The 12,457-nt window shown below is 56.3% G+C and carries 10 protein-coding genes; 1 reads left to right on the top strand and 9 read right to left on the bottom strand.

Features of this window, described 5'->3' with window-relative positions:
• Nucleotides 1–70: 70 nt before the first annotated feature.
• Complete coding sequence (locus tag ORY85_RS05225) at nt 71–346, bottom strand: hypothetical protein (RefSeq protein ID WP_274571022.1); 276 nt, start codon at nt 344–346, stop codon at nt 71–73.
• Nucleotides 347–764: 418 nt separating this feature from the next.
• On the opposite strand from ORY85_RS05225, the gene ORY85_RS05230 reads away from it, so the two are divergent.
• Nucleotides 765–1,241, top strand: a complete 477-nt coding sequence (locus ORY85_RS05230; protein ID WP_274571021.1) for a peptidylprolyl isomerase — start codon at nt 765–767, stop codon at nt 1,239–1,241.
• Between the two features lie 110 nt (nt 1,242–1,351).
• On the opposite strand, the gene ORY85_RS05235 is transcribed toward ORY85_RS05230, so the two are convergent.
• From ORY85_RS05235 to ORY85_RS05270, 8 genes are all read right to left on the bottom strand, one after another.
• On the bottom strand, nt 1,352–2,131 hold the full coding sequence (locus tag ORY85_RS05235; RefSeq protein WP_274571020.1) for a ferredoxin--NADP reductase: 780 nt from the start codon (nt 2,129–2,131) through the stop codon (nt 1,352–1,354).
• Nucleotides 2,132–2,151: 20 nt separating this feature from the next.
• A complete protein-coding gene (locus ORY85_RS05240; protein WP_274571019.1) occupies nt 2,152–2,544 on the bottom strand; it encodes a J domain-containing protein in 393 nt (130 codons plus the stop codon).
• A gap of 92 nt (nt 2,545–2,636) precedes the next feature.
• Nucleotides 2,637–5,846 carry a carbamoyl-phosphate synthase large subunit gene (carB, locus tag ORY85_RS05245; RefSeq protein WP_274571018.1) on the bottom strand — a complete coding sequence of 1,070 codons (3,210 nt, stop codon included), beginning with the start codon at nt 5,844–5,846 and terminating at the stop codon, nt 2,637–2,639.
• A 370-nt stretch (nt 5,847–6,216) separates the two neighbouring features.
• Nucleotides 6,217–6,861 (bottom strand): leucine efflux protein LeuE, encoded by a 645-nt coding sequence (leuE, locus tag ORY85_RS05250; RefSeq protein WP_274571017.1) that lies wholly within the window; start codon nt 6,859–6,861, stop codon nt 6,217–6,219.
• Between the two features lie 429 nt (nt 6,862–7,290).
• Nucleotides 7,291–7,479 (bottom strand): YqaE/Pmp3 family membrane protein, encoded by a 189-nt coding sequence (locus ORY85_RS05255; protein WP_274571016.1) that lies wholly within the window; start codon nt 7,477–7,479, stop codon nt 7,291–7,293.
• 143 nt (nt 7,480–7,622) lie between these two features.
• Nucleotides 7,623–8,753 (bottom strand): glutamine-hydrolyzing carbamoyl-phosphate synthase small subunit, encoded by a 1,131-nt coding sequence (gene carA, locus ORY85_RS05260; RefSeq protein WP_274571015.1) that lies wholly within the window; start codon nt 8,751–8,753, stop codon nt 7,623–7,625.
• A gap of 202 nt (nt 8,754–8,955) precedes the next feature.
• Complete coding sequence (locus ORY85_RS05265) at nt 8,956–10,623, bottom strand: peptide ABC transporter substrate-binding protein (protein WP_274571014.1); 1,668 nt, start codon at nt 10,621–10,623, stop codon at nt 8,956–8,958.
• A 166-nt stretch (nt 10,624–10,789) separates the two neighbouring features.
• The gene (locus ORY85_RS05270; RefSeq protein WP_274571013.1) at nt 10,790–12,388 is read right to left on the bottom strand and encodes an AMP-binding protein; all 1,599 of its coding nucleotides are present in this window, start codon (nt 12,386–12,388) and stop codon (nt 10,790–10,792) included.
• Nucleotides 12,389–12,457: the final 69 nt, after the last annotated feature.

A 12,457-nucleotide genomic window follows, 5' to 3' on the forward strand; every position in this document is an offset into this window, starting at 1 on the left:
GCACATCAAGCAAAAACGGCAGGCAAATAAAAACGGAGCCTGGCGGCTCCGTTTCTGCTGCAATAGCAGATTATTTGGAAGCAGCTTCGGAGGCGGCAGAAGCGGCAGCGGCTTCGGCAGATGCAGCAGCTTCAACAGCCTGCTCGGCCGCAGAAGCAGCCGATGCGGCATCGGCGGCAGCTTCGACATGAGCGGCAGCGGCAGAAGCGGCAGATGCAGCAGCCTCAGTAGCGGCAGAAGCGGCTTCGGAAGCAGCAGAAGCCGCTTCTTGGGCTTGCTGGGTTTGACCGCCACAAGCAGCCAGCAGCAGAGACATCATCGCGGCAGCCAACAGGGATTTTTTCATTTTAACACCTTCTTTGTGGAATAAAATAACAATCGGATCAGGGTAAATTGCTGCCGTCAATCATGACCGCCTGAGCGGTATACGGCAGGATTCATTGCTGAACGCTGTAATTATGCACCAAGCCCAAGCCGATAACAATCGGCACAACCTTTTCGGATTATTACTTTTCCATACCGAATCCGAAACTTCCCCCGCGCGGACGCTACTGCAAACCGCTGATCCAAAAATAATATTATGATTTTAATAAATTTTTAAAATATGCTTCCGTAACAGTCGTTTGATGCCTACATGACATTTTTTTGCCAGTCAGTCGCAAAAATGCAACATTTCCATGCTAAGGATAACGTATGCGGCAGGCAGCGTAGCTGTGCTACAATGGCCGCCTTCTGTTTCCGACCCACCCGCCCGAGGACGCACAATGAGCATTCAAAAAAATTCCGTGGTTACTCTGCATTATGAAATGTTTGATGCAGACGGCCGTTTAATCGACAAAACCGAAGAGCCGATTGCCTATCTGCACGGCGGCTATGACGGTATTTTCCCGTTGGTGGAAGAAGCCCTGCACGGGAAAAACACCGGCGACATTGTCGATGTTACCCTCCAACCGGACGATGCGTTCGGCGAACAGGATCCCGAACTGATCCGCATCGAAGCGGCCGATTCGTTTCCTGTCGAAGCCGAAGTGGGCATGATGTTTGAAGCGGATATGCCCGACGGCGATTTAGTCGTTTTCCGCGTTACCGATGTGGCCGACGGCAAAGTCGTCGTGGACGGCAACCACCCGCTGGCCGGCATGAAAATCCGCTTCAAAGCCACGGTTGAAGAAGTGCGCGATGCCGGCGAAGAGGAAATCGCCCACGGCCATGTACACGGTGCACACGGCCACCACCATTAAGCCGCTTGCGCACCAAAAAGGCCGTCTGAAAACGCACGCCGCCATCTGTTTGCTGTACAGAAACTGCGCTGCGGTTTGTTTTCAGACGGCCTTTTTGCGCCAAACGGCTTCTAGAAACCGTTTTCCATCAGAATCTGGCCGGGAATCCGGTTGCGGTGCATGGCAAACCCCATATCCAGCAAGGCTTGGAAGGTGTCTTTCACCATCGCCGGATTGCCGCAAATCATAAAGCGGGTATCTTCCGCAGTAAAAGGCCGCCCTGCCGCCCGGGCCAGACTGCCGTCTTTGAGCCGTTCGGGCAGCCGTTTGCCGCACAGCGCGCCTTCGGCCTGATCGCGGGTCAGCACGGGGATAAACGTGAGTTTGTGGAAATCGTCCTCAATCAGCGGGTGCTGCGCCAAAGCGGCAATATCGCGGTTGAACACCAATTCGTCGCGGTAGGATACCGAATGGACCAGGGTCAGGCTGTCGAAACGCTGCCATATCTGCGGCTGGCGCACCACCGACAAAAACGGCGCAATCCCCGAACCCGTGCTGAGCATGACCAAATCGCGGCCGTCGGCAAAACGCTCGGGCAGCAAAAAGCCCGTTGCTGTTTTATCGAGCAAAATCCGGTCGCCCGCCTGCAATTGCGCCAATCTGGCCGACATCGGGCCGTTTTCGATCAGCACGGCAAAGTACACCAACTCTTCATCATATTCGGCAGACACCACCGAATACGCCCGCCAGATATAGCCTTCGCCGTCGCGGAAACCCAAGCGGGAAAACTGCCCGGCGGCAAAGCGGTAGCTTTCGGGACGGCTGACGACAAAAGTCATCAACTTCGGTGTATGGCGTTCCACACGCAAAACGGTTTCTTCGGTGTATTTGGCTTCGGGGGAAGCGGTCATGGCTCGGCTTTCCTGAATGTTTAGGCAGAAAAATAGAGATGCTCGGTATAGACGGCGGACAGTAACAGCAATACTGCCAATACGGCCAGCCAAACCGCTATCCTTTTCCACGGCAGCGGCTCGTGCGCGCGGCGGAAACCGCCCGGCATCGGGCTGGCGATTCTCGGCGGCGGTGCGGGACGGCGGTGCGCGGCAATCCACGCATCGTGTTTCTGCCGCGCCGTTTCATCGCTCAAAACGGCATACGAGCGGTTGACAATGCTCATAATCCGCTCGGCCTGGGGGTGGCCGGGATTGCGGTCGGGGTGGTATTGGCGGCACAGGGCGCGGTAGGCCGCACGAATCTCTTTGGCCGACGCATCGGGCGGCACTTTCAGATTGTCGTAATGCGTGTGCAGCCGTTTGGCCATCATCAGCTTCCCGAACCGGTCATCAAGGCCGTCTGAAAACGGTTGGCACGCAACACGCTTGCTGTTTTCAGACGGCCTTTAAATGCAGACAGGCCTTACTTTTTCAACCGCCCGTGCAGTTCCTGCACGCTGTACACGCCCATGGCATTCAGGCTTTTCACGCCTTCGCTCATGGCTTCGCCGCCGGCGATGGTGGTGTATTGCGGCACGCGGGCGGTCAGCGCGGTGCGGCGGATGCTGTGGCTGTCGGCGACCGACTGCGCATCGCTGCCGACGGTGTTCACCACCAGCGCGATTTCGCCGTTTTTAATCGCATCGACAATATGCGGGCGGCCTTCCAAAACTTTATTCACCACCTGAACGGTGATGCCGTGTCCGGCCAGATAGGCCGCCGTGCCGCGCGTGGCGCACAGGCCGTAGCCCAAGGCTTGGAAGTTTTTCGCCGTCTGCACCACCAGCGGTTTGTCTTCGTCGCGCACGGCCAGGAAGACTTTACCCGTAGCAGGCATACGCTCGCCCGCAGCCAGCTGGGATTTCAGATAGGCTTCGCTGAATGTCGCACCCACGCCCATCACTTCGCCGGTGGAGCGCATTTCGGGGCCGAGAATGGTGTCCACGCCGGGAAATTTGATAAACGGGAACACGGCTTCTTTGACGGCGTAAAAATCGGGTACGACTTCTTTTTCCACGCCCTGCCCGCTCAGCGAAATACCCGCCATCGCACGTGCGCCCACTTTCGCCAGCGGCACGCCGGTGGCTTTGGATACGAACGGCACGGTGCGGCTGGCGCGCGGGTTCACTTCGAGTACGAACACCACGCCGTCCTGCACGGCAAACTGCACGTTCATCAGGCCGATCACGTCCAAAGCCTTGGCCATCGCCACTGTCTGACGGCGGATTTCGTCTTGGATTTCCGAGCTCAATGAATACGGCGGCAGCGAGCAGCCTGAATCGCCCGAGTGGATACCGGCCTGTTCAACGTGCTGCATGATGCCGCCGATGACAACGGTTTGGCCGTCTGAAACGCAGTCCACATCGACTTCAATCGCATTGTTCAGGAAGAAATCCAGCAAAACGGGGCTGTCTTCGGATACCTGCACCGCCTCGCGCATATAGGTTTTCAGCTGTTCGGCCGAATGCACCACCTGCATGGCGCGGCCGCCGAGTACATAGGACGGGCGCACCACCAGCGGATAGCCGATTTCTTCGGCTAACACCAAAGCCTCTTCTTCATTTCGCGCGGTGCGGTTCGGCGGCTGGCGCAGGCCCAAATCGTTGAGTACTTTCTGGAAACGTTCGCGGTCTTCGGCGGCATCGATCGAATCGGCGGACGTGCCGATGATGTTCACGCCGTTTTCCACCAAAGCATTCGCCAGTTTCAGCGGGGTTTGGCCGCCGTAATGCACAATCACGCCCCACGGGTTTTCGGTGCGCACGATTTCCAGCACGTCTTCCAGCGTCAGCGGCTCGAAGTAGAGGCGGTCGGAAGTATCGAAATCGGTGGACACGGTTTCGGGGTTGCAGTTGACCATAATGGTTTCAAAACCGCTTTCGCGCAGTGCCAGCGCGGCATGGACGCAGCAGTAGTCGAACTCGATGCCCTGCCCGATGCGGTTGGGGCCGCCGCCGAGAATCATCACTTTGCGGTTTTCAGACGGCCTCGCCTCGCACTCTTCTTCATAAGTGGAATACAGATAGGCCGTATCGGTGGCAAACTCGGCCGCGCAGGTGTCCACGCGTTTGTACACAGGGTGCAGGTTCAGCGCATAGCGGTGGTCGCGCACGGCTTTTTCGCTGATGTCCAACAATTGCGCGATGCGCTTGTCGGAAAAGCCTTTGCGTTTCAGACGGCGTAAAGCGGCGTAGTCCAAACCGTTCAGGCTGCCTGAAACCACTTTTTGCTCTTCGGCCACGATGTCTTCGATTTGCGCCAAAAACCACGGATCAATGGCGCAGATTTCGTGGATTTCGGCGATGGTGAAGCCCGCACGGAAAGCATCGGCCACATACAGGATACGATCGGGGCCGGGGTTGGCCAGCTCGCGGCGGATTTCGGCTTTGTCGGCGGTTTTCGGGTTGAAGCCGCACAGGCCGGTTTCCAAACCGCGCAGGGCTTTCTGCATCGATTCCTGAATGGTGCGCCCCATCGCCATCACTTCGCCGACCGATTTCATCTGCGTGGTTAAGCGGTCGTCGGCGGCGGGGAATTTTTCAAAGGCAAAACGCGGGATTTTGGTCACCACATAATCGATGGCCGGCTCGAACGATGCGGGGGTGCGCCCGCCGGTGATGTCGTTGCGCAATTCATCCAACGTAAAGCCCACCGCCAGTTTGGCCGCCACTTTGGCAATCGGAAAGCCCGTGGCTTTGGAAGCCAGCGCGGAAGAGCGGCTCACGCGCGGGTTCATCTCAATCACAATCATTTCGCCGTTAGCGGGGTTCACCGCAAACTGCACGTTCGAGCCGCCCGTGTCCACGCCGATTTCGCGCAATACTGCCAAACTCGCATTGCGCATGATTTGGTATTCTTTGTCGGTCAGCGTCTGTGCGGGCGCAACCGTGATGCTGTCGCCGGTGTGCACGCCCATCGGGTCGAAGTTTTCAATCGAGCAGATGATGATGCAGTTGTCGTTTTTATCGCGCACCACTTCCATCTCGTACTCTTTCCAGCCGAGTACGGACTGTTCAATCAATAATTCATGCGTGGGCGAAGCATCGAAACCGCGTTCGCAAATGGCGGTAAATTCGTCTTTATTGTAGGCAATGCCGCCGCCCGAGCCGCCCATGGTGAAAGACGGACGGATCAGCGTCGGGAAGCCCACTTCTTCCTGCGCGCGCAGGGCTTCGTTCATGGTGTGGCAGACAAAGGATTTGGGCGTATTCAGGCCGATTTTTTCCATCGCTTCCTTGAAACGGCCGCGGTCTTCGGCTTTGTCGATGGCGTCTTCCGTCGCGCCGATTAATTCAACGTTGTATTTCGCCAGCACACCGTTTCGCGCCAAATCCAGCGCACAGTTCAAGGCCGTCTGCCCGCCCATCGTCGGCAGCACCGCATCGGGGCGTTCTTTGGCGATAATCTTCTCCACCGTCTGCCACATAATCGGCTCGATATAGGTAACATCGGCCATATCGGGGTCGGTCATAATCGTGGCGGGATTGGAGTTCACCAGAATGACTTTATAGCCTTCCTCACGCAAGGCTTTGCAGGCTTGTGCGCCCGAATAGTCGAATTCGCAGGCCTGACCGATAACGATGGGACCGGCGCCGATGATTAAGATGGATTTAAGGTCGGTACGTTTGGGCATGGTGGGTCTTTCTCTTCAATTTATTAAGTTATTAAGCAAAATAAATTCAATTTTTAATTAAAAATAATACGTTAGTAATTAAATGTAGGTCGGATACCGATATCCGGCAAACTGTTTCATGCCTGCCTGAAACGGTTGGGCCTGCCGTTGTTTCTGTGGTGGATTGTCGGATTTAAAAATCCGACCTACTTATGCAACCGTATCCGCGTTGTTATTTCAGTGCCAGCCCAACCGGCATTGCTGCGTCTGAAAAGCCTTGCTGCCGTTTCCCGACAAGCGTAGGTCGGATACTTGTTATCCGACAATCACAACAAGCCGTCTGAATCACTGCCGCTGCCGCAATCCCAATCGTCGGATTTAAAAATCCGACCTACCCTGTCCACATTTTGACGGCAAAGCCGATAAACAGCAGGCCGACGGCGGCCATGCCGGTGGCGGCGGTTTTGGTGCGGCGGCGGAAGGTTCGGGTCAGACGGCGGCCGGCAAACACCAGTACCGTCAGATAGCCGAAACTCACCAGTTGCAGCACGGCGGCCAGTATCAGGAAGGACAGGCCGGGATACGGATAGGCCGGATCGACAAACTGGATAAAGAACGACAGGAAAAACAGTATGGCCTTCGGGTTCATCAGGCTCAGCAGCAGGGCACGGCGGAAAATTCCACCGCCTCCGCCCGGTGTGCCGTCCTGTCCGCCGGCCGTTGCGGGCGGAGGCATATGCCATTTTTTGACGGCATGGCGCAGCAGGTTCCAGCCCAGATAGGCCAGATACAGTCCGCCGACCAGCTGCACGGCTTGGAACAGGGCGGGATAGAGTTTCAGTACCGTGCCCGCCCCCAAAGCGGCCGCCAGCATCAGCAGGCTGTCGCCGAGCAAAACCGCAGCCACCGCACGGTAAGCGGCTTGCGCTCCGTACCGCCCCGCTACGGTCAGGCAGTACATCGAGTTGGGGCCGGGCAGCAGAATAATGGCAAACACGCCGATGATGTAGGTGGCAAAATCGGTAATACCGAACATTTCAGACGGCCTTATATATTACAAGCTCGAAGGAGCCTACAAAATTTCACAGTATCTTTGAACCACTGTCATCATCACTTGCGTCAGCCCGGTTCGAGTTCCTTATTGACACCGTTAAAATCAAAAGAACCCGACTTGTCTGCGCCCATAATCCTCTTTTTCGCAGCTTCTGTTTTCATGGGAAGGGGATCGGCACCTTGGCGGATTCCGACAGCTGCTTTCTGGTTATCCGCCTCCCAATGCTACGGCCTGCCCCGCCGTCTGCCGTATCCTGCCCCCGATTTCAGACGGCCTGCCGTCAGCCTGACTTTTGACTGCTGCGGGCTGCCTTGTTTAGCCGTCGGCAATTCTGCTCAGGCTGTCGGCCGTACGCTACGCAGACGTCCGCCGCACAAGGAATGCAGCCCCGTCCCATATCGGCCATTTGACTTACCTGCCCACCGCCTTACGGATTTTTTGGTCGGTTTTATACTGGCTCAACGCATACACCGACCAAATCGCGGCGGGAATCCAGCCGATCAGGGTGATTTGCAGAATCAGGCAGACGATTCCGGCAAACGGTCGCCCGATGGTGAAAAATTGCAGCCAGGGAAGAAAAATCGCCAATAATAAACGCATCGTCATGCCTCCGTTCCAACATTCAAAATCATATTGCCTGATGCAGCTGTTGCAGCGGCTGTACCGCTACCGTCAATGCTGCAAACCAAATATCGCAACCTGTTTCAGACGGCCTTTCTGCCGAACCGCCCTGCTCCGCCCGCTTATCCGCGTGCCTGTTTCATGCTGTCGATAAAGCGGTCAAACAGATAAGCCACATCATGCGGGCCGGGGCTGGCTTCGGGGTGGCCTTGGAAGCTGAATGCGGCCTGGTCGGTCAGCTCGATGCCCTGCACCGTGCCGTCGAACAGCGAGCGGTGGGTTACGCGCATATTGGCAGGCAGCGTGTTTTCATCGATTTGGAAGCCGTGGTTCTGGCTGGTAATCAGTACACGGCCGCTGTCCAAATCCTGCACGGGGTGGTTGGCGCCGTGATGACCGAACGGCATTTTGCCGGTTTTCGCGCCGCCGGCCAGCCCCAATAATTGATGCCCCAGACAGATGCCGAACAGCGGTTTTTTCGCCGCCAGAATCTCGCGGATGGCGGCAACGGCATAGTCACAGGGTTCGGGGTCGCCCGGCCCGTTGGACAGGAACACGCCGTCGGGATTCATCGCCAGCACTTCCGCCGCAGGCGTTTGCGCCGGAACGACGGTCAGGCGGCAGCCGCGCTCGGCCAGCATACGCAGGATATTGGTTTTCACGCCGAAATCGTAAGCCGCCACATGATAGGGCTGGCTGTCAGGCCGTCTGAAACCCTCGCCCAGCTTCCATTCGCCTTCCGTCCATTCGTAGCTTTGTGTGCAGGTTACTTCTTTGGCCAAATCCTTGCCCACCATGCTGCCGAATTCGGCAATCAGCGCGCGGGCTTTGTCTTCCGACGCATCGGCGCCGGTCAGAATCGCGCCCGCCTGCGCACCTTTGTCGCGCAGAATACGGGTCAGGCGGCGGGTATCGATGTCGGCAATGGCGACGGTTTGGTGGCGCACCAGATAGTCGTGCAGGCTTTCGGCACTGCGGAAATTGCTGTGCAGCAGCGGCAGGTCACGGATAATCAGGCCGGCGGCATAGATTCTGCCGCTTTCCACATCTTCCGCATTGGCACCGGTATTGCCGATGTGCGGATAAGTCAGGGTAACGATTTGCTTGGTATAGGAAGGGTCGGTCAGGATTTCCTGATAGCCGGTCATGGAAGTATTGAACACCACTTCGCCGGAAGTGCTGCCTTGATAGCCGATGGAGGTGCCGTGGAAGATGCTGCCGTCGGCCAAGACTAAAATTGCGGGTTGGGTCATATCGGAATCCTTCATTGATCGCGCTCGCGGCAACGCCTGCCGCCGCCATGATGTGCCATCGTCTTCGCAGATGGTAAAAAGCACGCCGACACCCCGAATCGGGCCGATGCGTGCTTGCCGGTACAGACGGCATCATGCCGTACCGACCGAAGAAGCAAGGCATTTTATACGAAAGCGGCTGCCGGTTCAAGGCAGCCGCCCCTTATCGGGCGCCTTCAAACGACCAGTTTTTTACCAGCCATGACGCAGTCGCATCTTCGGGCGAATAACCGCGCAACTTCGGATTGACCAGACTGCTGGCCACCATGTTGTATACAAAGACCGCAGGATAGGCCTCGCCGACCATTTTCTCGGCTTCGCGGTACACTTCGCCGCGCTGGGCCGGAGTCAGCCCCGCTTCCAAAGAACGGTCCAGCAGTGCATCATAATCGCGGCTGGAAAAACCGGAAGCATTATTGGCATTATTGCTGCGGAAAACATTCAGGAACGTAGAAGGTTCGTTATAGTCGGCACACCAAGACCAAAACGACAGGCCGAATTTGCCTGCTTTGCGCGTATCCAGAAAGGTTTTCCACTCCTGATTGACCGGCCGGATACGGATGGCGGGAACGGCTTCCTGCCATAAGGAAGAAGCTGCGCTTACCAAGCGTTTGCCCGCTTCGCTGGTACTGTACAGCAGTTCGATTTCCAGCGGTTTTTCCGCCGTAAACCCGGCCTGCGCCAAAAGCTCCGATGCCGCCGCGCCACGCTTGGCCATATCCCACCGCGCCCACTCCGGCCATGCCTGCACATAGCCGTTAATGGCCGGCGGCAGGAATTGGTAGGCCGCCGTTTCGCCCCGGCCGAGCACTTTTTCCGCCATCACTTCGCGGTTCAATGCCATCGATACGGCACGGCGTACATTGACATTGTCGAACGGCTGCCGCCTGCCGTTAAATTCCATATAAGAGGTACACAGGCGGGGGTTGGTTTTGACTGCATCGGGGTAGGCTTTGCTCAATTCGGCAAAACGCTCCGGCGGCACGCCGGTCAAATCGATTTCTCCGGCTTGAAAGCGGCTGACTGCTGCGGTCGAATCCAACGGCAGCAGCATCACTTCGCCGATTCGGGTTGCACTGTCGTTGTAATAGTGCCGGTTGCGCGCCAACAGAATATGGCCGTTGACTACCCACTCTTTCAATTGATACGCACCGCTGACCACAATATTTTCCGGCAGGGTCCATTTATCTCCGTATGTTTCTACCGTTTTGCGGTGCACGGGGAACGTTGAAGGCAGCATCAGCATTTCCGGCAGATACGGCACGGCCTCAGTCAGCGTGATTTGCAGGGTTCCCGCATCCAGCGCACGCACGCCCAAAGTATCGGCAGCAGCCTTGCCCGCATTGATTTCGGCAGCATTCAGCACTTTCGCATCTGCCAGATAAGAGCCGTAATCGCCCGCCGTGGCCGGATCCGTCAGGCGGCGCAGGCTGTAAACAAAATCATCGGCAGTAATGGGATCGCCGTTACTCCATTTGGCCTCACGCAGATAGAACGTCCAAATTTTATTGTCTTCGGTTTCCCACCGCTCGGCCAGACCGGGAACCGGCAATCCTTGCGGATCATTGCTGACCAAACCTTCAAACAACTGGCGCTGTACTGCAAACGCGGGCATATCGCCGCTCTTGTGCGGATCCAGCGTAGACGGTTCCATGCCGTTGTTAATCGTTACACGGCTGCCGTCCCGGCTTGCAGTCTGCACAGATGCAGCCGAAGAAGCAGCCTGTTCCGCCTGACCGCCGCCACAGGCCGCCAGACTCAATGCAATACCCCCCCCCAGAACCTTGACAACCTGCCGGAGGGCCGCAGAAACAGAAGATGTGTTTGTCATATTCTCTCCTCACAAAAAATCAAATCAGACAGCACAGCAAACATGAAACTAAACTTAACATTTGTCAAGTATCTTTAAGACCGAGGCCGTCTGAAAACACGCCGAATCATGCCTGCTGCCCGCACGACGGCCCAAGCCCGCAAATCTCAAAATCAACACCGTCCGTTTACGCTTTTAAATTTTTACGCAGAATCTTCCCGACAGCCGATTTGGGTATTTCATCAATCCATTCAATATATTTCGGCAACTTGTAGGCAGTCAGATACTGTCTGCCCCAGGCTTTCAGGCCGTCTGAATCCGGTGAACCGGCCACACCGACAACAAACAGTTTGACGGCCTCGCCGCTGCGGCCGTCCGGCACGCCGACGGCACAACATTCCCGGATATCGGGGTGGGCAGAAAACACTCTTTCTATTTCGCTGGGATAAACATTAAATCCCGAAACATTTATCACATCTTTTTTGCGGTCGATGATTTTGATAAAGCCCGCTTCGTCCATCACGCCGATGTCGCCGGTTTTGAAATAACCGTCCGGCGTCATATATTCATTGCGCTCGTGCTCCCGCCGCCAATAAGCCTTCATCACCTGCGGGCCTGCCACACAGATTTCCCCGCTCACGCCGGGCGGACACTCTGCTCCGCCCTCATCGGCAATCCGAATATCCGTCAGCGGCAGGGGGATGCCGATACTCGCGGTATAACCGGCTGCCGGCGGATTGACCGAAATGACGGTACCGGTTTCCGACAATCCGCAACCTTCGATAATCGGTTTGCCGACTACTGCCGCCCAACGTTCGGCCGTATCATTCAGAATAGCCATACCGCCGCCGACGCACAGTTTGACATGGCTGTGATCCATACGGCAAAAACCGCTGTCGGACAACAAAGCATTAAACAGCGTATTGACGGCAGGAATCATAACGGGCTTGTACGTCTGCACTGCTTGAACCAGAGCGGCCAGATCTCTGGGATTGGGAACCAGCAGGTTGGCCAACCCTGCCTGCATACCGAACAGAACACAAACCGAAAAAGCAAAAATATGGTACAGCGGCAAGGCAGTTAAGATATAGCCGTTGCTGCCGTCCAATTCCCTACCGACAACGGCGTCCAGCTGATAAATATTGGCAATCAAGCCTTGATGGGTCAGCATGGCACCTTTCGCCACACCGGTTGTACCGCCTGTGTATTGCAGCAGTGCGACATCGGTACCGCTGATCTCCGGCCGTATATACCGGCTGCCGTCTGCGGGAAGCAGTTCGCCGAAACAGTCGCAAAAATCCCGCGTACCGGCAGTCTTAACCACATATTCCACTGCCGTCTGCCCGATAATCTCTTCCACCGTCCCGGAAAAATGCCCGGCAACAATCAGGGCTTTGGCCTGCGCATCATTCAATTGATGCAGCAACTCCCGTGCCGTATAAAGCGGATTCACATTGACCAGCACCAACCCTGCACGGATAACCGCCGCCATGGCAATCGGATAATGCAGAATATTCGGCATCATCACGGCCACTTTATCGCCCGACCGCAAACCCGACTGTTGCAAATGCGCCGCCAAAATGCGGCTGTGGTACGCCAACTCATCAAACGTCAGCGAAACACCCGCACATGTAAACGCCGTTTTCCCGCTCTGTTTGGCAAACAGGTAATCCAAATAATCGACCAGCGTTTCCACACCGTCAGGCCGGGTTATCTGGTTGGCGATGTGGAATTTTTGGTAAGACAGATGCCATGGGCGGTCAGCCAAACCGATAACAGTACTCATGATTTCTCCTCCTATGATATTCATGCACAGAAAACAGCAAGCAGTGTTTCTGCACTGATACTATATCAC

Origin of the sequence: Neisseria leonii, from assembly GCF_028776105.2 — a bacterium.
GTDB lineage: Bacteria > Pseudomonadota > Gammaproteobacteria > Burkholderiales > Neisseriaceae > Neisseria > Neisseria leonii.